The sequence below is a fragment of the Streptomyces silvisoli genome (genome assembly GCF_029269905.1).
Lineage (GTDB): Bacteria > Actinomycetota > Actinomycetes > Streptomycetales > Streptomycetaceae > Streptantibioticus_A > Streptantibioticus_A silvisoli_A.
In genome coordinates this window covers 169,572-190,503 of the sequence record NZ_JARJBC010000008.1, presented here as the reverse complement: position 1 = coordinate 190,503, position 20,932 = coordinate 169,572, and the positions used below count along the sequence as shown (strand labels likewise).

At 70.1% G+C, this 20,932-nt stretch carries 15 protein-coding genes and 1 pseudogene; 12 read left to right on the top strand and 4 right to left on the bottom strand.

What is annotated here, in order from left to right:
* Positions 1–512: 512 nt before the first annotated feature.
* Entirely contained in the window at positions 513–2,552 is a 2,040-nt protein-coding gene (locus P3G67_RS15515; protein ID WP_276094013.1) for a SpoIIE family protein phosphatase, read from the bottom strand.
* A gap of 508 nt (positions 2,553–3,060) precedes the next feature.
* Here P3G67_RS15515 and P3G67_RS15510 point away from each other — a divergent pair.
* From P3G67_RS15510 to P3G67_RS15500, 3 genes are all read left to right on the top strand, one after another.
* Complete coding sequence (locus tag P3G67_RS15510; RefSeq protein ID WP_276094012.1) at positions 3,061–4,023, top strand: acyl-ACP desaturase; 963 nt, start codon at positions 3,061–3,063, stop codon at positions 4,021–4,023.
* 795 nt (positions 4,024–4,818) lie between these two features.
* The gene (locus P3G67_RS15505) at positions 4,819–5,022 is read left to right on the top strand and encodes a cold-shock protein (protein ID WP_269857371.1); all 204 of its coding nucleotides are present in this window, start codon (positions 4,819–4,821) and stop codon (positions 5,020–5,022) included.
* A 182-nt stretch (positions 5,023–5,204) separates the two neighbouring features.
* Entirely contained in the window at positions 5,205–6,059 is an 855-nt protein-coding gene (locus tag P3G67_RS15500; protein WP_276094011.1) for a DUF2127 domain-containing protein, read from the top strand.
* Between the two features lie 208 nt (positions 6,060–6,267).
* Here the strand turns inward: P3G67_RS15500 and P3G67_RS15495 are convergent, their stop codons facing one another.
* Positions 6,268–6,714, bottom strand: a complete 447-nt coding sequence (locus P3G67_RS15495; RefSeq protein WP_276094010.1) for an Rrf2 family transcriptional regulator — start codon at positions 6,712–6,714, stop codon at positions 6,268–6,270.
* Positions 6,715–6,769: 55 nt separating this feature from the next.
* On the opposite strand from P3G67_RS15495, the gene P3G67_RS15490 reads away from it, so the two are divergent.
* From P3G67_RS15490 to P3G67_RS15455, 8 genes are all read left to right on the top strand, one after another.
* Entirely contained in the window at positions 6,770–7,654 is an 885-nt protein-coding gene (locus P3G67_RS15490; protein WP_276094009.1) for an NAD(P)H-binding protein, read from the top strand.
* 323 nt (positions 7,655–7,977) lie between these two features.
* Complete coding sequence (locus P3G67_RS15485; protein ID WP_276094008.1) at positions 7,978–8,763, top strand: MBL fold metallo-hydrolase; 786 nt, start codon at positions 7,978–7,980, stop codon at positions 8,761–8,763.
* 417 nt (positions 8,764–9,180) lie between these two features.
* Positions 9,181–11,544 (top strand): HAMP domain-containing protein, encoded by a 2,364-nt coding sequence (locus tag P3G67_RS15480; RefSeq protein WP_276094007.1) that lies wholly within the window; start codon positions 9,181–9,183, stop codon positions 11,542–11,544.
* 15 nt (positions 11,545–11,559) lie between these two features.
* Entirely contained in the window at positions 11,560–12,996 is a 1,437-nt protein-coding gene (gene pgsB / locus P3G67_RS15475) for a poly-gamma-glutamate synthase PgsB (RefSeq protein ID WP_276094006.1), read from the top strand.
* Complete coding sequence (locus P3G67_RS15470; protein ID WP_269857378.1) at positions 12,997–13,479, top strand: poly-gamma-glutamate biosynthesis protein PgsC/CapC; 483 nt, start codon at positions 12,997–12,999, stop codon at positions 13,477–13,479.
* A gap of 30 nt (positions 13,480–13,509) precedes the next feature.
* Complete coding sequence (locus P3G67_RS15465; protein ID WP_276094005.1) at positions 13,510–14,589, top strand: NlpC/P60 family protein; 1,080 nt, start codon at positions 13,510–13,512, stop codon at positions 14,587–14,589.
* A gap of 54 nt (positions 14,590–14,643) precedes the next feature.
* Entirely contained in the window at positions 14,644–16,569 is a 1,926-nt protein-coding gene (locus P3G67_RS15460; RefSeq protein WP_276094004.1) for an ArnT family glycosyltransferase, read from the top strand.
* A 251-nt stretch (positions 16,570–16,820) separates the two neighbouring features.
* Entirely contained in the window at positions 16,821–18,152 is a 1,332-nt protein-coding gene (locus tag P3G67_RS15455; RefSeq protein ID WP_276094003.1) for an alpha/beta hydrolase family protein, read from the top strand.
* 302 nt (positions 18,153–18,454) lie between these two features.
* Here the strand turns inward: P3G67_RS15455 and P3G67_RS15450 are convergent, their stop codons facing one another.
* Complete coding sequence (locus P3G67_RS15450) at positions 18,455–19,585, bottom strand: cytochrome P450 (protein ID WP_276094002.1); 1,131 nt, start codon at positions 19,583–19,585, stop codon at positions 18,455–18,457.
* A gap of 563 nt (positions 19,586–20,148) precedes the next feature.
* The gene (locus P3G67_RS15445) at positions 20,149–20,559 is read right to left on the bottom strand and encodes a Fur family transcriptional regulator (RefSeq protein WP_276094001.1); all 411 of its coding nucleotides are present in this window, start codon (positions 20,557–20,559) and stop codon (positions 20,149–20,151) included.
* A 187-nt stretch (positions 20,560–20,746) separates the two neighbouring features.
* Here P3G67_RS15445 and P3G67_RS36035 point away from each other — a divergent pair.
* Positions 20,747–20,875 (top strand): annotated as a pseudogene (locus P3G67_RS36035) (transcriptional repressor); the annotation flags it as partial.
* Positions 20,876–20,932: the final 57 nt, after the last annotated feature.

The following is a 20,932-nucleotide window of genomic DNA, read 5'->3' as shown; positions in this document are numbered from 1 at the left end:
CTTCGGGGTGAGTTGGCCGAGATGTCAGAGAAAAAGGCTTGGCCATTGTTGTCAGGGCCGAGTTGTGTCCGGTGGTCGATATTAGCGCACCACGTAAGCCGGGTGGTGCGGGGTGAGCGGTAACTCTGCGCTTTGGAAACGGTATTGACGAAACATTGGGGATCTGGTCAGTGCGATGTCCGCCTTGACGAACGGAAAGGAATCTGCTCCGCGCGGTAATTGTGGTCGCCGGCGGTTGGCGGCGGTGTGCCCACGGCCTCCGGCGAACGAGTTGCCCAGTGGGTTTCGGTCGCGCGCCGACGGGCGTAGTAGCAGGCCGTTCGTATGCTGTCCGGCCGCAGCGGTAGCCGCGTCACCGGCCTCTGGTATGGCCGCGAAGCGCTGGTCGGACGCGAGTCCATCAACCTGGGGCAGCTTGGAGCGGAATTCCGTGGATGTGCGCTGAAACGCCGTCGGCTATCCGTTGTGGCACACGGTGGCGCTGTTCAGGGCTCCGGATCCTCCCGGGCAATTCACCGAGGGTTGCTGACGCGGGCGAGGAGGATGGCGATGTCGTCCTGCGCGGGGGTTGGGGCGAGGCGGTCGATGAGGGTGTCGGCGAGCTGGTCGAGGGACGGATGGGTACCGCTGAGGAGGTCGAGGAGCTCCTCCAGACGCTCATCGAGGTCGTATCCGCGGGCTTCGATGAGCCCGTCGGTGTACAGGACGAGCACGCTCCCGGGAGTGAGGGGGACCTCGGTGGTCGTGTAGGAGATGCCGCCGATGCCGAGCGGTGCGCCAGGTGGTAGGTCGATGAGGCGGGCGGTGCCGTCGGGGGTGATCAGGGCAGGCGGGGGATGTCCGGCCCGGGCGAGCCAGCAGCGGTTGGCCGCGGCGTCACATACGCCGTACAGGCATGTGGCCAGGATGGGGCTGTCGAGGTCCTGCATGGTCTCATCGAGGTGCTGCAGGAGCTGTTCGGGCGGCAGGTCCAGGCGGACGAGGGCGCGCAGGGTGGTGCGCATCCGCCCCATGACGGCGGCGGCGGGGATGCCGTGCCCCATGACGTCACCGATGGCGAGCGCGGCCTTGCCGGGGGCCATGGCGGCCACGTCGTACCAGTCGCCGCCGACCTCGGCGGCTTCGGAAGCGGGCGTGTAGCGGTGGGCGATCTCGATACCGCTTGGCGGCTTGAAGCTGCGGGGCAGCATGCTTCGCTGCAGGGTCAGGGCGATGTCGTGTTCGCGGGCGTAGCGCAGGGCGTTGTCGATCGCGATGGCGGCCTTGGCCGCGATCTCCTCGGCATCGGACAGCTCGTCCTCCTCGAACGGGCTGGGGTTCTCCGATCGCCAGAAGCCGACCGCACCCACAAGCGTGCGCCGTGAGTACAGCGGGGCGGTGATCTGCGAGTGCATGCCGTAGTCCAGCAGCGTGCGGGCCTGGTGGCCGTGACGGACCTGCCACGCGGAGGCGGTACGAAGGTCCGGCACGAAGGTGGCGCTCGCGCCGGCTATGTCACGGATTTGCGGCGTGAAGGAGGCGAGAGCGATCTGTGAGCCCACGGGGTCGAGCGGGGGGTCGTCGTGGACCCCGCCCAGGGCGACGCGGCGAGCATAGGCGCCGTGGTCCTCCAGCGGTTCGTCGGCGAGCAGGACGGGCAAGGTCAGGTCGACGGTGACGAAGTCGGCGAAGCGGGGGACCGCCACCCGCACGATTTCCTGTGCGGTCTGCTCGGCATCGAGTGTCGTGCCGATGGCGATGCTGGCTTCGTACAGCAGTCTGAGGCGCTCGTGAGCGTGGCGTGCCTGCTCACGGCTCTCCTCAAGTGAGCTGGCCATGGTGTTGAACGCCGTCCCGAGCTGCTCGATCTCGCCCCTGCCGGTTTCACGCATTCGTACGGCCAGGTCGCCGCCGGCGAGCCGGGACGCCGCGTCGGCTGCCTTGCGGACCGGCCAGACAACGGCCCGGATCACGTACCCGGCGAACGCCGCGATGAGGAGTATTGAGCCGGTGAAGCCGATCGACGCCGCGACGACCGCGCCCCGGGCGTCATCGTTGGCCGCGCGTTCACGCGCCGCGATCAGCGCCTCCTGCACCGAGTCGTACTGGCCGAACTGCTTCCTGAGCGCGTCGACGCGCCGCTTCCCTTCCAGCGTCGCCGCCACGCCGCGCGCACGGGGATCTCCCCGGCGTGCCGCCGCGACCAGCGGAATCGAGTAGTCACGGATCAGGGACTGGCCAGCCTGGCTGATCTGCTGGGCCAGTCTCTTCTGGCCGGGGGTGGTGCTGAGGCGTACGAGTTGCTGTGCCTGGTCGGTGAACGTGGTCCGGGCGGTCTGCCACGGCTCAAGAAACTGGTTCTGCCCGGTGATGACGAAGCCGCGCTGACCTGTCTCCAGGTCGACGATGAGCCCCTCGACCGTCCTCGCCTGAGTGAGTGCCGTATGGGTATGGCGTTCGCTAGCCGTCGACTCGCCGAGGTCGATGATCGACAACAGGAGCAGCATGAAGGCAAGCCCGATCAGCGCGGCGAGCAACCCACCAGAGACGGCGGTGAGGGGCACCAGCCCCACACGTGCGCGCCTTTTTGGTGGACCTGCCATGTGTGTCCCCTACCCTGCGCACCAACCGGCGGTCGAGTCATCAGCAGGGCGGTCCCTCGGTGAGGTCCGTCTCCTTGAGTCTATGGTGGGTTCGCCGTACCCGCCTGGGAACGCGGCCCCACCGTCGCCGCCAGCCGCGAGCGTCCCTGATCAGGTAGGACGTCGCCGCACGGGGTGCGGTGGGCCTGGGGCGGCGTATGCCGTCCGGGCTCGGGCACGTCCCGGCCGCGCCTGCTCGGTCCAAGTGGTCCTGCCGCCGGTCACGGCCGCCAACGGCGCGGCGGATCGCACCGCCTTTCGCTGCGGCCTGGAGCGGGCCGCCCTGCTCGTCGCCGCGCGGCGCAGCGGGTATCGGCCCTGGTGACGGAGATCTGGAACACGGTGATCGGGTCCTGGCCGGGACCCCTTACGCGGATCCAACCTACGTTGCCGTAACCTACGGCGCCGTAAGTACTGCTGTCGCCCGTCTGGAGCCGTTGTGACCACTGCCGCCCCCCGTCCTCGTACTTCGCAGAGGTGGAGTGACGTCCAACTGCTGCACGCCCTGGAGGAAGTGGTGGAGACAGAGCTCAACCGCCATCTCAGGGTCGCCAAGGAGTGGATGCCCCACGAGTACGTGCCCTGGAGTGACGGCCGGAACTTCGACGGTGTCTTCGGCGGCGAGGCATGGTCCCCCGAGCAGTCCAGGGTCTCCGACATCAGCCGCATCTCTCTGGTGGTCAATCTACTGACCGAGGACAACCTCCCCAGTTACCACCACGAGATCGCCACCCTCTTCGGTCGGGACGGTGCCTGGGGGACGTGGGTCCACCGGTGGACCGCCGAGGAGGGGCGGCACGCCATCGTGATGCGCGACTACCTGCTCACTTCGCGGGCCGTCGACCCTGTCGAGCTTGAACGTCTGCGCATGAAGCACATGTCGGCGGGCTTCGAGTCGGACAACAGCCACAGCGTGCTTCACTCGGTGACGTACGTGGCCTTTCAGGAGTTGGCCACCCGCATCTCGCACCGCAACACCGGGCTCCACGCCGGTGACCCGACGTGCGACAGGATGCTCGCCCGGATCGCCGCCGACGAGAACCTGCACATGGTCTTCTACCGCAATCTGCTGGCGGCCGCCCTGCTACTCGCTCCCGACCAGGCGATGCGGGCCATCGCGGACGTGGTCACCGGTTTCAGGATGCCTGGTCACGGGATGCCGGGCTTCGAGCGGGCAGCGGCCCGGATCGCCATCGGCGGGATATACAACCTGCGTATCCACCACGACGACGTGCTGCTGCCGGTGCTGCGCCATCTGAAGGTGCTGGAGGTCTCCGGGCTCGGCGCGGAGGGATTGCAGGCGCAGGACGAGATCGGTCGGTTCATGGGCGGCCTCGATGACCAGGCCAAGCGGTTCGACGAGCGGCGGGCCGCTCTGCTGGCCCGCCGCCGTAACGCCTGAGCCGCTCGACGGGTGCGGGAGCACCACGGGCTCCCACGGCCTTGAGGCCGTGGGAGCTTGAGAACGCGTGATCGGACCACGTGGCCGGGTTTCCGCCCGCCACCACCGGGCGCAGGTCCGCCATCCAGAAGCCCGTGCTGCGCCTCTCCCTGCCTCTCGGCAGTTCGGCCCGACTTGGCGCGAGTTCCTGCCCGCGCACGCCATCGGCCCGTTCGCCTGCGGCTTGCCGGGCATCGACACCATCGGCCTGCAACGCCGTCTTGACCCGGTCGAAGGCGTCGTGTGGTGCGCGGTGAAAGCGGCGGAGGCGGGCCATTGGGGTGGGGGCGCAGTGGTGTCAGGTGCCGTCGAGGCTGGGTGCTGCTCGCCGACTGGGACCCCTGCATCGGGGCAGGGAGGGCGCCACCGTCCACTGGGCGATCCAACGCGAGGACCTGGCCGCGCGACGCTTCGACCGTACGTTCGCCACCGTCTGCGGTGGTCATTGGCCTCACTCCAATGGCCCTACCGGTGCGCGGCTTGCACACACGGTCGCGTAAGCCCGGTGGCCTGCGCTTCCGTCCGTTTCGTCAGGAATCCGTTGAGGTGACTGGTCGGGATGGCGCCCCGCTTGTCCTGTAGCCGGATGGCTGCGGTGCGTGTAGCGTCGAGGTCAGTAGTCGTGGTTCCGAAGTCCCGTTCGCCCGTGACACGCTCGCGGGCGTTCTTGCTGTTCAGCGCATCTCCGGGCCAAGGCGATCACCTCCGGAACCCGCGCAGTGCGGGTTCCGATACGAGCCCCTTGAGGAGACAAGCATGGCCAGCGGCACCGTGAAGTGGTTCAACGCGGAAAAGGGCTTCGGTTTCATCGAGCAGGACGGTGGCGGCGCCGACGTGTTCGCCCACTACTCGAACATCGACGCTCAAGGATTCCGTTCGCTTGAGGAGGGCCAGAAGGTGACGTTCGACGTCGCCCAGGGCCAGAAGGGCCCCCAGGCGGAGCGCATCCGCCTGGCGTAACAACGCGAACGGCCCCGGTCGGACGGTCTCCGGCCGGGGCCTCGCACTGTCCGTCACGGTAACGCGTGACAGGAGTCGGAACAGCCTCGGTGTGACGGGTCACCCGGGTGCGGCGCAAGTCGGCTGGGGCAGGCGAGCCGCTACAGCTGAGGACGGCGATGAGCGGGAAGGAGGCGCGCACGGTGGATGACACGTCGCGGCTCGCGCCGGGTGCCGAGCGGTCCAAGCGGGGCTGGTGGTACGAGTTGCTGGGCTGCGCTGGCCACGGGCACGAATTGGTGGCCAGGGACGCCTCTCGGATCCGACCGCAGGACGCCTGGCTGGTCCGCGAGCACCAAGGTCTGCGCTGGCACCGCTGCCTGCGCTGTGACGCCTGGCTGGCCCTGCCTCCCCCCAGCACGCCAGGCCGGGAGTACGTGCCGGGGCGTGAGGAGATCCAACTGCCCCTGCGGGGCCGGGCACTTCGCGATCGGTACGTGCTGCGCCTGATCGCGCTCGACCGTCTGCTGCACTTCCTGGTCCTGGCCGTGCTGGCCGCGGCAGTGCTGGGTTTCGCCGGTGAGCGCAGTCGTCTGCGTGCTCCGTTCTACCGCGTCGTAGATGCCTTGCAGAACAGTGTCGGCGGCGTTGGGGGCCGCTCGGCGCATGGACTGCTGGGCGAGTTGGACCGGGCTTTCGGCGCGCGCTCGGCCACCTTGTGGGCCATCGGCGCGGTCCTGGCGGCTTACGCCGTGCTGGAAGGCGTCGAGGCGGTCGGATTGTGGACAGGGCGGCGGTGGGCCGAGTATCTGACCTTCGTGGCGACTTCCGTACTGCTTGTTCCCGAGGTCTACGAGCTGACGGGAACGGTGACCGCGGGCAAGGTCATCACGCTTGTCATCAACTGCGCCGTGGTGGCCTATCTGCTGTTCGCCAAGCGGCTGTTCGGCGTGCGGGGCGGGGGACGAGCGCAGCGGGCCGAGGTGGCACGGGACAGCGGCTGGACGGCGGTCGACCGGGTGTACCCGGGCGCCGGGCTTTCCGGCGAGTCGGGCTGATGGCCGTGCGGTCGGCCTGCGCAGGCGCGTTGACGGCGGGTGACTTCGGGGCACGTCCGTAGCCCGGTGGGGGAGAGCTCCTGCCGCTGTCGACGGCGACGCTCATCATGTGAGGTTGCCGCGACGGTGCCGTGGGAGGTGGTGACGCCCTGGAAGCCGGGCTGGCTTCATGGGCGACCTGTTGACGGTCCGGGCTTGGCTGGCGCTGTCACCTGTGGCGCGGCGTTGCCGGGGCTGCCACGCCTCCCACCAGGACGTCGTGCACGGTGAACCGCTCGAGTTCGGTTGCGACAGCGTCGGCGACCGCACGATCGAGAGCGGTCAGCGACTTCTGGACGCCGCGCCCGATGGCACACGCCGGGTCGGGGCCGTGCAGTCCGAGTACCGGGTCGTCGCCTTGGAGGAGCCGCCAGATCCGCGCGAGCGTGATGTCCCGGGCGTCGGTCGCAAGCTCCCAGCCACCATGCACGCCCGGACGTGACCGCACCAAGCCGGCGTCACGCAGTGGGCCGAGCACCCGGCGCACGTAGACGGGGTTGACATTGGTGCTCTCGGAGAGTTCCTCCGAGCTCGCGGGGCGGCCTTCGGTCACGCCGGCGAGGTAGGTCAACACGTGCACGGCGACCGCGAACTGGGTGTTGGTCGACCGGGCCATGCGTCCATCTTGCCATATCGCAACCGTTGTGGCTACGGTTAGCAAATCCGCAATCATGACGACTACGAATTGGGGAGAGATGACGATCGCCATCACCGGGGCTTCCGGTCCTCTGGGGCGCGCCAGCACCGGCTTCCTACTGCAGGCCGTCGACCCGCGAGAGGTCGTGCTCACCACTCGGCACCCGGACTCACTGGCCGAACTCGCCGCGCTCGGTGCCGACGTGCGACGGGCCGACTTCGCCGATCCGCGCACGCTTGCCACCGCGTTCAAGGGCGTTGACCGGCTGCTGCTCATCTCCACCGACGCGATCGGTTCGCGTCTCGACCAGCAGCGCGCAGCCATCTCGGCCGCTGCCGACGCGGGTGTCCGGCACGTCGTGTACACCTCCGTTCCCGAACCGGTACCGGCCAACCCGGCACTGGTGGTCGCCGACCACGCGGGCACCGAGCAGGCGCTGCGCGACAGCGGTCTGCGGTGGACGGTTCTGCGCAACAACCTGTATGCGCACATGCAGGTGCCGGTCATCGAGCAGGCTGTCGCGTCGGGCCGGCTCGTGACCAACGGCGGTACCGGCGCCACCGCGTACGTGACCCGCGAAGACTGCGCGGCGGCGGCCGCCGCGGTCCTGACCCAGGACGGGCACGAGGGCCAGGCGTACGACATCACCGGCCCAGAGGCGTTGAGCGCCGTCGACCTCGTGGCCCTCGCACGAGAGATCGGCGGTCGCGACGTCGAACTCGTCAGCGTTGACGACGCCGCGTCCACAGCCGGCCTGCGGGCGGCCGGGCTCCCGGACGAGACCGCGGAGCTGGTGACGTCGTTCGGCGCGGCGACTCGCGGCGGCTTCCTCGCGAACGTCAGCTCAGCGGTCGCCGACCTGACCGGCCACGCGCCGAAGACGCTGGCGGATGTCGTCCGGGAAGCGCTGAAGTCCTGACCGCGCAGCGCCGGACGACGGCTCGGCGAAGCGGTCACCCGGGAGCGCGCCGAGCCGTCGTGCGCAGCACGCGAACCGAATCGCTGTCCCCTCGAACTCGACATCCCTCCACACAGCGACTCCCCCTGCAATGACCGCGGACGGATTCCGGCCAGTCCGATCCGTCGGTGACGTCTTCGTCATCGGAGATGCCGCCTGACGCTCTGCCAGCCCAAATGCCCGGCTGTCACTCGCATTTCGCCCGCGCTGCCGGAGCATTCACCCTCACGGCAACGCGAATCATCGTCCGACCAGCGGCGACCGGCCGCACCAGGAGGTTCAACGTGACCGGCGAAGACCAAACCCACACTCTCCACCTGCGTCGCCTGGCGTGGGCGGGCGTCGAGGTTCGCCTCGGCGACATCCGTCTGCTGATCGACCCCCTTGAGCACGCCGAGCCGCTCGCCCCCGTCCTCGGGGCGCCGCGGCGGCCCCTGCCACCCGTCGACACGGCGCCTGGGACACACGCCTTGATCACGCATCTGCACCCGGACCACTACGACCATGAACTGCTCGCGCGGCTCGCGGTCTCCGGAACCGTCGGCTGCCACGCGCCCATCGCGCCAACGCTGAAGGAAGCCGGCATCGACGCGATCCCGCAGGAACTTGAACGGCCCCGTCGCGTCGGCCCGTTGACCGTAACGCCTGTTACCTCGCTGGACTGGCGAGGCGGCGACGCCGACCAGGTCGCCTGGGTCGTGGCCGGCGCCGGACGGCGGATCATCCACTGCGGCGACACCATGTGGCACGGCAACTGGTGGCAGATCGCCCGCGACCACGGCCCGTTCGACGTCGCCTTCCTGCCGGTCAACGGCGTCATAGCCCGCTTCGAAGGCTACGAAGCCAACGTTCCTGTCACCATGACACCCGAGCAGGCGATAGAGGCCGCCGCCGTACTCGGTGCCACTTCCGCCTGCGCGATCCACTACGGGCTCTTCCACAACCCGCCTACCTACGTCGAACAACCGGACATCGAGCAGCGCTTCCGTCAAGCCGCCGAGGCACGCGGCATCACGGCAGTACTCGTCGACGACGGGGAAGTCGTTCCTGTCCCGTCCGCACGCGCATGACCGCTGTGCGGCACTGCGCTTGCCCGAGACTCCGTCCGCGCCTCCTGTGAGGACTACCGCGCCGCGGCGAGCACTGATCTGGTCCACGACGACGAGACGCCGTCGCAGGCCGCCCTGCCCTCGCTGCTTGCCGTACGGGGGAGACGGCTTCGTGGGCGTGCGTCCCGGGTTGGTGGTCGGCGCCGTGCGGGCGTCCTCCGGTTCCGACCACCCCGATCCAAGCTGCCGGTTCGTACCCCAAGGCGCTACGGAAAGTGTTCAGCATGGGAGCCTTCCCGGGTCGGGCGACGCCGGAAGGCCGTCCGAGGCTGTGACTCCGTATCACCTGTACAACACAGGAGCGAAAGTGTGATTGTTGTGTAATCGTCTGCGGCTAAAGTGTGGGCTGCTCAAACATTCGGGCGCTAGGCGCCAGTCGTGAGAGGAAGGCCCGCCCTGCCCACGGTCTCCCGGGCGCCCCGTCGGCACCGTACGCGCCGCCGCGCCGACATGCCGCTGCTCGGCGGAGTCCGCCCACCCATCGCCTCGTTCATCGTGCTGCTGCTGGTGGTCGCCGCCCTCACCGTCGCCGGCCTCGGCAGCGTCCACGGCGAGCAGGTACCGCAAGCCGTGCTGGGCGGCGAGCAGCAGACCGCCGCCGACATCGCGGTCTCCGTGCGGACGGCGATCGACGCCGAGGCGACCACCGTACGCCGCACCGGGGACTCGTACACGGTGACGGGCAGGACCACTCCGGCGCAGGTGCTCAAGTCACTGGCCGCCGCGCGGAAAGCGGTGCTCGGCGGCGCGCTGCTGGACACGCAGTCCGGCCGCGTACTGGCGACCGGCGGCGAGCGGGTGCCGCTTACCGGGGTGGACGCCAAGGCGCTGACCGGCGACCACGGCACGGCCGCGCCGCGGCTGGTGACCGCGGGTACCGGGCAGCGGATGCTGTACTTCGCCAACGTCACCCTGCCCGCGCAGAGCGTGGACGCCAACCAGGACCAGAACCCGGACGCCGCCCTGCCCCAGCGCAAGCAGTGGCTGTTGGTGGTCTCCGAGGCGCTGCCCGCGCTCACGTCGTACGGCGACGGGCGCACCGCCCAAGTGCTGGACGCGAAGGGGAACATGCTCGCCACCGCCGCCAGCGGTATGGCGCAGCCGCTGGACGCGGCCGACCTCGGGATCCCCTCGGCGGCGGTCGACGCGGCGGTGTCAGCCCACGGCGCCGGCGCCTCCGGAAGCCTGCTGGGAGCCACTTCGGGTGGCCGGCAGACGGTGGCCGGATGGGCGTCGGTCGCCTCGTCGTCCGGCACCGGCGACGCCGACCGTCTCGGGCTGGTCGTGCTGACCTTCCGCCCGGTTCCCGTCATGGGGCCCTCGGTCGACTATTCGCGGTTCGCGCTGGTCGCCGCCGGGGTGCTGGCCGGGATCGCGCTGCTGGTCGGCCTGCTCCTCCAACTCACCGTGCAGCGGCCCCTGCTGCGGCTGTACCTGTCGGCCGACCGGCTGGCCAGGGGTGCGGGGGAGAGCGGTCCGCGGGCCGCCGAGGATCTGGCCCGGCCGGTTCCGGTACACGGGCTCGGCGAACCGGCCCGGATCGGACGGGCGTTGGAGTCGCTGCGCCGCCAACTGCTGGGCGAGAGCGGTCCGGAGGAGATACCGGTGCGGCGCGGCCCGGGCTGCAGGGCGCTCGCCGTCATCGCGATGCTGCTGGTGGTCGCTTGGGCGGCGCCGCTCATCTTCCTGCTGAACCGGGCGGATACCGCGACCGCGGTGCCGGCGCCCGTCGTCGCCGACCAGCAGGCGCGCACCGAGATCGCGGCGAACCGGATCAGGCAGTCCCTCGGCGAGTCGTACACCGACCTGTCGGACGTGGCGAAGAGCCTGCCCGGCACGACGAAGGCCGCCCAGACCACGGTCCTGGGACGCACCCTCGCCGACCACCACCACTTCCGCTCGCTCTACCTGATCGGCCGCACCGGCGCCATCGTGCTACGGGTCGGCAAGACGCCGCTGCGCACCATCGTCCACGTGCCCGGCGGCAGCGGGATCACCACCGTGAACACCTCGGGCCGGATCCCGGCGATCGCGGCCTACGCCCAGATACCGGTCGGCAAGGGCGGGGCCCTCGCGGGTGGTGGGGTGGTGCTCTTCGGTGAGATAGATGTGAACGCGCTCAACTCCGAGCTGCCCAGACCGAAGCTGGGCGGTGTCTGGGTGACCGACGCGAACTACAAGGTGCTGGCGGCGAGCATCGGCTACCGGGCCTTCGAGGCGCTGCCCGGCTCGGGCCTGACCCGGCTCGCCACCTCGACCCAGAGCGCGCCGGGGACCGCGGGCACCGCCACCTCGGCGGTCCTCCACTCCTCCTCCGGCCCGTCCGTCGCCGCCGCCGCGCCGCTCGCCCAGAGCGGCCCCACCGTCGGGCTCGGCTGGCGGGTGGTGACCGCCGAACCGGCGGCGGCGCTCCAACTCCCCGCGTTCCAGGCCGAGCAGCGCACCATGCTCGCCGGCGTGCTCGGCCTCACAGTCGGCGTGGCCTGCCTGGGCTGGCTGCACATCGTGGTGATCCGGCCGCTGCGCACCATGGCCGTGCTCGCCGAGCGGCTCGCCGGTGGAGACCGGCGCACTGTGCTGTACCCGGTCAACCACGACGAGGCGGGCTCGGTCACCCGCAGCCTGGAGCTGATCCGGCAGGCGCTGGCGGAACGGGGCCGGGGGAGCAGATCCGGTCACGCCTTCGCCGCCCAACCCGGCCCACCCGCCCAGTCCCGGCACACGAGCGCACCCCAGCGGTAGAAGGACGGAATCGACGTGCTCTTTCTCTATCTCGTCCTGCTGCTGTGCTGCACCGCGCTGCTGGTCGCCGGAGTCCTGGAGCAGAAGCGGCACTTCGCCTCGCTGGAGCAGATCCCGACACGGGTGCTGGTCAACGGCATCCGCGGCAAGAGCTCGATCACCCGGCTGTGCGCGGGCGCGCTGCGCGGCGGCGGTCTGGCCACCGTCGCCAAGACCACCGGTACGGCCGCCCGGTTCATCCACCCGGACGCCACCGAGGAGCCGGTCTACCGCAAGTTCGGGCTGTCCAACATCGTCGAGCAGATCGGCATCGTGCGGCGTGCGGCGGCGTACCGGCCGGACGCGCTGGTGATCGAGTGCATGGCGGTGATGCCCGCGTTGCAGGAGATCAACCAGGAGAAGCTGATCCGTTCCACCATCGGCGTGCTGTGCAACGTCCGCGAGGACCACCTTGAGGAGATGGGGCCGACCCTCGACGACGTCGCCCGCTCGCTCTCCCGCTCGATGCCGGTCGGCGGGGTCTGCGTCACCGCGGAGAAGGAGCGGCTGCACATCCTCAAGGAGGAGGCCGACAAGCGGAACTGCCGACTGGTCGCGGTCGATCCGGAGACGGTGACCGACGCCGAACTGCGCGGCTTCAGCTGGTTCACCTTCAAGGAGAACGTGGCGATCGCCCTCGCGGTGGCCGAACTCCTCGGTGTGGAACGGCAGACCGCCCTACAGGGCATGTGGGACGCCCCGCCGGACCCGGGCGTGCTGTCGGTGGAGCGCTACGCCACCCCGGAGGGCAAGCGGCTGCGGTTCGCCAATGTCTTCGCCGCCAACGACCCCGAGTCCACGCTGATGAACGTCAAGCAGCTGGAGGATCTCGGCGCCATCCGGCGGCCGCTGAACGTGGTCATCAACTGCCGCCCGGACCGGGTGGAGCGCAACGGCCAGATGGGCGCGATCGTCTCCGACCTCGGCGCCGAGGTGGTCTTCCTGATCGGGCACCCGACCAAGAGCGCCCGCGACGCGATTCCCGCGGGCTTCACCGGCCGGGTGGTCGACCTCGGCGGCGACAGGCGCGACCCGGAGGAGCTGACCGCCGCGATCCTCGCCGAACTCGCCCCGAACTCCTCGCTGGTGGCGATCGGCAACATCCACGGCCAGGGCGAGCTGTTCCTGGAGTGCCTCGCCGAGCTGCCGCTCGACGACTCCGACGAGCCGCTCGCCGTCGCCCCCGACGGCCTGGACCAGGACACCGTGCAGATCGCGGTCTCCCGGCCGCCCGAGCCGGAGCCGTACAGCTGGGTGGCACCACTGGAGACCCCGGCGTACGGCCTGCACGTCCCCGGACAGCGCGAGCTGGCCCGCCGGTTCGCCGCCCGCCACGGCCGCCCGGCCGAGGGCGGCGGCGAGACCGACCCGCACCACTCCTACGATCCGTACCAGCCGACGAGGAACCCGTAAGTGATCCCCGCCAACCTCACCGCACAGACCGCCGCGCTCGGGATCGCCCTCGGGCTGGTCTTCTCGCTGGTCTGCTACCTGACCACCAACCTCTCGCCCGGCGGGATGATCACCCCGGGCTGGGTGGCCCTCACACTCGTCACCGACGTGCAGATGGCCGCGATGATGGTGGGCGTCGCGGCGCTGACCTTCTTCGCGACGAAGCTGCTGCAACGCAACGTGATCCTGTACGGCAAGCGGCTGTTCGCCGCCGTGGTGCTGTGCGCGGTGCTGATGCAGACCACGGTGATGCTCGCGCTCAACCACGAGTTCCCGCTGCTGTACACATCGCAGACGCTCGGCTTCATCGTGCCGGGTCTCATCTCCTACCAACTGGTCCGTCAGCCGCTGGCGCCCACTCTCATCTCCACGACGGCGGTGACGCTGGCCACCTACGTGGTGCTGGTCGCCGGACTGCTGCTCGGCGCCTTGCCGACCGGCTGACCCGCCCCCGCACCACCAGGAGGACGTGCCATGCACCACGACCCCGGACACCCCCCACGGCGCGTCAGCCGCCGTACGGTTCTCGGGGCCATCGCAGGCGTGGCGGCCGCTGGCGTGGCGGGCGGTTACGCCTGGGACCGCTTCGACGGCGGCCACAGCGAGGCGAGCAGGGGCGCGCCGACCGCGGGCGGGGGCCCCGGCGCGTACTCCACCGGCGGCTACGGCTTCGAGCGGCTGTCCTCCCCGAACCGCACCGTGGTGCGGGCCGCCGACGGCGCCACGCTCGCCACCTTCACCGACGGCGCCCGTACCGCCGTGCTCACCGGACCCTCCCGCCGCTTCACCGAGCCGCGGACCACCGCGGCCGCGGTGACCACCGACGCCTGGGTACGAGTGCTGCCCCACGAGTGGCGGCAGGACATGGAGAAGTCCTCCTGGTTCAAGGGCTGGTTCGCCAAGGCGCTCGGTGACACCAGCCCCGACGTCTTCGCCGTGGCGTTCCAGTACAGCAGCGCCGGGGCCCCCGACAAGTACAACGCCTCCGGCGTGCGCTACGCGGGAACCGCGCACTTCGGCCCGCGCAACAACGCCGTCAGCAACCCGCTGGACTTCGCCTACCACGACGAGAAGTCAGACTTCTACGACTACCTGGGCATTCCCTGGACCTTTCCGGACGGCACACGGGTCGACCCGCGAAAGGCCCGCTACGGCGACATCGACTGCTCCGGCTTCCAACGCCTGGTATGGGGCTACCGCATGGGCATCCCGCTGCACAACACCAACACCGCGGGCGCGGGCCTGCCTCGCCGCGCCTTCGCCATCGCCGCCTATGGCCCCGGCCGCCTGCTGATCCCCGACACCGGGCAGCAGCCCACCGACATCAGCGTCCTGCAACCCGGGGACCTGGTCTTCTTCGCCATCATCAAGTCCGATCCGAAGCTGATCGACCACTGCGGCATGTATCTGGGACTCGACGACCAGGGCCGCCACCGCTTCTACTCCAGCCGCTCCGCCGCCAACGGCCCGACCATGGGCGACATGTCCGGCCACGCGCTCCTGGACGGCACCGACTTCTACGCCCGCGGCTTCCGGACGGCCCGCCGACTGTGACGTCCCTTCATATCCGCAACCGCTGACCCGATACGTACCCCCGAGGGACCCGCCATGGCCACCATCCCCGCAGATCAGCCCACCGGCGCGCGCCGCCGCCACCGGGCGGCGCCCCGCCGCCACTGGTCGGCGCCCCGCCGCTCCGGTCGGCCGGCAGCCACCCTGCGCTGGGAGCGCCCGGCCCTCGCGGCGGTGCTCGCCCTCGCCACGGTGCTGTACGCGTGGGGCATCGGGCATGCCGCGATCCACCCCTTCTACAGCGCGGCGGTACGGTCGATGGCCACCAGCTGGCGCGCCTTCCTCTTCGGCGGGCTCGACCCCAGCGGTTCGATCACCATCGACAAGCTTCCCGGCGCCTTCTGGCCCGACGCCGTCGCCGTCTGGGTCTTCGGCCCGCACAGCTGGGCCGCCGCGCTCCCGCAGGTCATCGAGGGCGTGCTCACCGTCTACCTGCTCCACCGCATCGTGCGGGCCTGGTCGGGGCCGCTCGCCGCGCTGATCGCCGCACTGGCGCTCACCCTCACCCCGGTCACCGTGGTCCTCAACCGGGCCACGATCCCGGACACCGCGCTCACCCTGCTGCTGGTGGCGGCGGCCGGTGCGCTGCAGTGGGCCGTGCGCACCGGGCGGCTGCTGCCGTTGATCACCTGCGGGGTCTGGGTGGGACTCGCCTTCCAGGCGAAGATGCTGCAGGCCTGGCTGGTGTTGCCGGTCTTCGCCGCGGTCTACCAACTCGCCGCGCCCGGCTCACCGTTGAAGCGGGCCGTGCGTGTCCTGCTGGGCGGCACGACGGCCCTGGCCGTCTCCTGCTTCTGGGTGCTGATCGCCTGGGCGACGCCCGCCGTCGACCGCCCCTACCTCGACGGAACGTCCAACAACAATCCGTTCAGCCTCGTCTTCGGCTACAACGGCCTGAGCCGCTTCGGCAGCAATCCCACCGCGTTCGGAGCCGTCCCTGGTACCGCCGCCAGCCGCACCACCGGCAACACCGGCTGGGACATGCTCGTCAACCACACCATCGGCCCGCAGATCGCCTGGTTCCTGCCGCTCGCCGTGCTTTCCCTGGTGCTGGGCCTGATGTGGCGGGCGCGCCTGCCGCGCACCGACCTGCCCCGCGCGGGATTCGTGCTGTGGGGCGGCTGGCTGATAGTCCACGCCGTGGTGTTCAGCGCCTCCAACGGCAACCACGCCTACTACACCGCTGTCATCGCGCCGGCGCTCGCCGCGCTCGCCGGCGGCGGACTCGCCGTCTTCTGGACCGAGTTCGACAGCGGCGGCCCCCGGCGGGCGGCGCTGCCCGGCGCGATCGTGCTGACGGTGGTGTGGGCCCTGGTGGTCGACTGGCCGACCCGGTTCGTCTCCTGGCTGCTGCCGGTCGCCGTGATGCTCGCGCTCTGTAGCGCGTTGGGCCTGTGGACCAGGGGCCCGCGCACCACCCGTCGGCTGGTGCACGGTGCGCTGGCGTCCGGGGTGGCGGCCACGCTGGTCGTACCGGCTGGGTGGGCCGCCTCCAGCCTCGACCCGCGCTACGCGGGCGCCTCGACCTCGCCGGTGGCCGGTCCGGTCGGCACCGCCTACGCCGACCTCGTCCACCACCGTGCCAAGGTCAGCAGCATCGGGCTCGACCAGCCGTCCGCCCGCGACAGCGCGGTGCTCGGCTACCTCACCGCGCACCGCCACGGCGAGAAGTACCTGCTCGCCACACAGGCGGCGTACACCGCTGAGCCGCTGCTGCGCGCCACGGCCCAACCCATGCTCGTCATGGGCGGCTTCACCGGGCGCACCCCGTTCCCCACCGCCCAGCAGCTCGGCGATCTGGTCGCCGCGCACCAGCTCCGCTACGCGATGCTCACCACCCAGCGCCCCACCACCTCGGCCACCACCTGGGTCAAGAACCACTGCAGCCGGGTTCCTCCCTCCGCCTACGGCCGTACCACCAACGGCAGCTTCACCCTCTACGACTGCCAGCCCTGGGGATGACCGGCGCCCGTGCTGCCACCGCACCGCGCGGACGGCGCCGCCCTCGGCGCTGGTGCCGCGTCACGAGGACGCGTGCGGCGTGAACCGCCGGAACGCCTTTTCCGTACAAGGTGGTTGGACCCGCGAAAGCGCAGTGAGCGGCGCGAGGGCGCGGTGACAGGGCTGACGAACATGTGTGGGCGGTGTGGCGGTACGGTGTGCGGCAGCCGATCGCCGGTCGCGCGATCGCGGACCACCAAGGGGGTTTCTCCATGCCACACCGCCGACCGCCCCGCCGCAGCAGGCTGCTCTCCAGAGCTGTCGGCACGGCGGGTGCGCTGGCCGTCGTCCTGGGCGCGGGGATAGCGCCCGCGTCGGCCGCCGCTAAAGCACCCGGCGCGCCCGCCACCGGATTCTCACCCGACGAGGACGTCCCCTGGGCGCCCACCAAGGATGAGGCACCGTTGCAGCACAAGTCCGTCCACCCGGCGACCACCCGCGGCCGCACGGACGGCGATGCGCTCCAGCTCAACCTCCCCGCGCCGACCGGGCGTTACTCGGTCGGGACGGTCAGCCTCCACCTCGTGGACACGTCCCGTACGGATCCGTACGTGCCCGGCAACGCACGCGAGCTGATGGTCTCCGTCTGGTACCCGGCCGCCGCCACCTCGGGGCACGCGCAGGCGCCGTGGATGCCGTCGATCTCCGGAGCCAGCTTCCTCGCCTCGCGCGGCCTTTCTCCCGATCAGGTCTCCCTGCCCGAGACGGCTGGCCACGTACTCGCCCCGGTCGACACCAAGCTCGGCAAGCTGCCCGTCCTGCTCTACTCCACCGGGCTGCACTCCGACCGTGCGATGGGCACCGCCCTCGTCGAGGACCTCGCCAGTCGCGGGTACATCGTCGTCACCGTCGACCACACCCACGACGCGAACGAGGTCGAGTTCCCCGGCGGGCGACTTGAGACCGACGCCATGCCGTCCAACGCGCACTCCTCCCACACGGTCGCCGTGCGCGCGGCGGACATCCACTTCGTCATCAACCAGCTCGCCAAGATCGCCAAGGGTGGTAACCCGGACGTCGACCACGCCAAGCTCCCCTCGGGCCTGGCCGGCGCCGTCGACATGTCGCGCATCGGGATGTTCGGCTGGTCGCTGGGCGGCGGGGCGGTACCCGCCTCCATGCAGCTCGACTCCCGCATCCGCGCCGGCGCCGACCTCGACGGCCAGTTCTTCGGTCCGGCGACCAGCGAGGACCTCAACCGTCCCTTCATGCTGTTCAGTTCGGGCACCCACAACCGCAACGACGACTCCTCGTGGCGCACGCTCTGGTCCCACCTGACCGGCTACCGGCTCGACATCCAACTCAAGGGCTCGGCCCACCTGTCGTTCAGCGACAACGAGGCGATGGTCCCCCAGGAGGCGGATCTCCTGGGGCTTTCCCAGTCCGACCTCCAGCAGGAGTTCGGCACCATCGACCCCAACCGAGCCATCGAGATCCAGCGCGTCTACCTCGCCGCGTTCTTCGACCAGCACCTGCGCAACAAGCACAGCACCCTCCTCAACGGCCCCAACAAGCAGTACCCGGAAATCAACTTCGTCCGCTGACCGCCACACCGACTCCGGCCTCGTGATCCGGCCCGAGCACGAAGAAGGCCCAGGCCAGCCGGTGATCAACCGGCTGGCCTGGGCCCCTGCCTTCGCGCGTGCGCCCGGCCGGCCAGCGGCCGGCTCCCGGCCACGACCGACTGGGGAGACTGGCGAAGGACGAGTCACCGCGGATCACGCAGGAGGCCCGCCAGGGCCTTGAGCGCGCTTTGGACCTCGCCCCGTGGATGGATCTGTACTCCCCGACTGTCAGCCTCTCGTGACCTGGCCGAGGGCGGATGACGCGCAGGCGGCGACGGCAGTCAGCGAGACCTCGCAGCGGCGTCCCCGGTGATCCGGGGAGGGCGTTCAAGCCCGTTGCGGCGGTGGCGCACCTTTGTCTTCGGGCCGATGTGCACGGCATCGACGCCGAGCAGCCCCTCGAACGGCACGTACGCCTCGCGCTGCCCGGGGGCCACCATCAGGTCGGTCTCGCGGATGTGGCTGAGCAGCAGTTCGGCGAGTGGCATGACCATATGGCGGCCCCAGCAGCGTTCGGAGGCGTGGCCGAAGGGCATGTAGCCGGGGGTGTCGTCGGGGTCGAGCGCATCCCAGCGCTCCGGGCGGAACTCGTGCGGGTGGTCCCACAGGGCGGGGTCGCGGTGGGTGAGCAGCGGCAGCATCAGCACGTCGTCCGCGGGGCCGATGCGTGGGTCGATGGCCGGGTACTCGGGGGAGGCGTCGCGGAGCATGTTCCACGACGGCGGCATGAGCCGCATCGCCTCCCAGATGATGTTCCGCGTGGGAACGCTGTCGTCGAACGGGGCGCCGAGCCACAGGGCGTTGGCGACGAGAGTGGAGACGGTGAAGCAGACCGGGGCGGCCAGACGCCGGTAGATGCCCATCGCCCAGCGGCGGTCCTGGTACCCCTCGGCTTCGGCGAAGAGGTTCCCGGTGTGCGTCAGTTGCGGCCCCGGTGTCGGCCGTCCGGGCAGGGCGGCGCCGGCGACGATGGTGATCCAGGTCAGCTTGGGCGTCAGCTCCAGCGTGCGGGACATGAGGATCTTCAGGCGGTAGGGGTCGTCCCGCAGGACGAGGTCCCGCAGGAACATGTGCCCGGTGATCGGCCATGGCCCCGACAGATCCGTTGTCTTGGGCAGCGGGTCGGGCTGCTCCAGTGCGGTGCGCACATCCTTGCCGATGGTGCGAATGCCCGCCGACGCCTCTGCCTTCGAGATCGACCGGCCGTGCAGCGGCTTGAACGTGGGCCGCTCCGTCTCGGTCGCCTTCCTCGCCGCGAGGATCTTGTCGGACAGTTCGGCCCCGGCGATGCCGATGGTGTCCGGTTCCAGGCGGATGAGGTCCTTGCCCAGGTGGTCATCGAGCAGGGCTCGAAGACGCGGATGGAAGACCGTGGTCCGGCGCACGGCAGGGTGGGATGTGGAAGCAGGCAACAGGACGCTCCGTGGCGTGGATGCGGACCAGGGCCCGCAACCGGCGGAACCCAGCAGCTCGGGGAACGAGGAGCCGGTGCCGGTGTGCGGGCCCGGTGCTGGAATCGCTGGCGGTTTAGTACCAGTGGTACCAGGCGACGCGCTTGAAGCTACGCGCGCCGAAAATCGCCTCGCGGATCTTCTTGGCCATGGTGTCCCCCCTCCCTCGACGTCGCACATCACATGGGCGGTGGGACTCGCCAGTTCACGTCCCCCCGAGGTGGGAGACCTGTCGGTCCGACCGATGAGACGCAGTGAACTGGCGTGCGTCAGGAGATGTCAACGGGTCTGACGAGAGCAAGTGGGCAATTTGATGCTGGAGTTGACTGTGAGTTGTGCATCAGGCACTCATGTGTGACGCAAGGTTAGGCACTGTGTGACACCAGATGAGCAGCAGGTGAACAAAGCGCCACCCGTCACGACCGGCAGCGGTTGAGAACTGCCAACAGGGCCTTGCCGAACCGGCGTTGGCCGTTGAGGGTTTCGGCCAGTAGGCCGCACCGGCTCCGACGCACTACGGGGCGCTAGGCGCAGGACGGGCACAACCCCCGGTAGGTGACCACGACTTCCGACACCGTGAAGCCGAACCGTTCCCCGGCCGGGAGGTCGGCCAGCGGATCGCCGATCGGGTGGACGTCGCGGATGGTGCCGCAGTTGGAGCACACAAGGTGCTGGTGCGGGCGGTGCGCGTTGGGGTCGTAACGCTTCGCGCGGCCGTCGGTGGAGACCTCCACGACCTCCCCGAGGGACACCAGCTCGCCCAAGGTGTTGTAGACGGTCGCCCGGGAGATCTCGGGCAGCCGCTCGGCCGCGCGGGTGTGCACCTCGTCGGCCGTGAGGTGCACGTGCTCGCCGTCGAGGACCTCCGCAACGGCACGCCGCTGGGAGGTCATCCGCCAGCCGCGTCCTCGCAGTCGCTTCAGCAGGTCACTCATATCGGTTCACCTATCAGGTTCGGTGGGTGCCCGAAGTTCACCGGTCCGGGATCCGATTGGGTACGGGTTTCGCATGCTTCTTGACTTGGACTCTGTCCATCGTAGGATCGCTTCCGGTGATAACCAAGGGACAGGAAGACTCCAGTACGGCAGGAGACAGAGACTTGACGGAACCCCCGCCGAGGAACTGCGCGGTGCCAGCCTGCGGGTGACGGCCGCCCGCGTCGCGTGCCCGACGACCGCCCGGGACGGAGACCACCTCCGTGTCGAGGCGATCGTCTCCAGGGCGCGCGATCGCATGGGCCATGTCTGCCTGTACCCCGACTGTTCCACCGCCCGCAGTTCCGGAACACCGTGATCCGCCTAGTCCGGA

What these genes read in the sequence shown, in the direction of transcription:
- P3G67_RS15465 (WP_276094005.1), top strand. Translation starts at nt 13,510, where the DNA reads ATGCACCACGACCCCGGACACCCCCCACGGCGCGTCAGCCGCCGTACG.
- P3G67_RS15495 (WP_276094010.1), bottom strand. Translation starts at nt 6,714, where the DNA reads ATGGCCCGGTCGACCAACACCCAGTTCGCGGTCGCCGTGCACGTGTTG.
- P3G67_RS15505 (WP_269857371.1), top strand. Translation starts at nt 4,819, where the DNA reads ATGGCCAGCGGCACCGTGAAGTGGTTCAACGCGGAAAAGGGCTTCGGT.
- P3G67_RS15445 (WP_276094001.1), bottom strand. Translation starts at nt 20,559, where the DNA reads ATGAGTGACCTGCTGAAGCGACTGCGAGGACGCGGCTGGCGGATGACC.
- P3G67_RS15455 (WP_276094003.1), top strand. Translation starts at nt 16,821, where the DNA reads ATGCCACACCGCCGACCGCCCCGCCGCAGCAGGCTGCTCTCCAGAGCT.
- P3G67_RS15490 (WP_276094009.1), top strand. Translation starts at nt 6,770, where the DNA reads ATGACGACTACGAATTGGGGAGAGATGACGATCGCCATCACCGGGGCT.
- P3G67_RS15460 (WP_276094004.1), top strand. Translation starts at nt 14,644, where the DNA reads ATGGCCACCATCCCCGCAGATCAGCCCACCGGCGCGCGCCGCCGCCAC.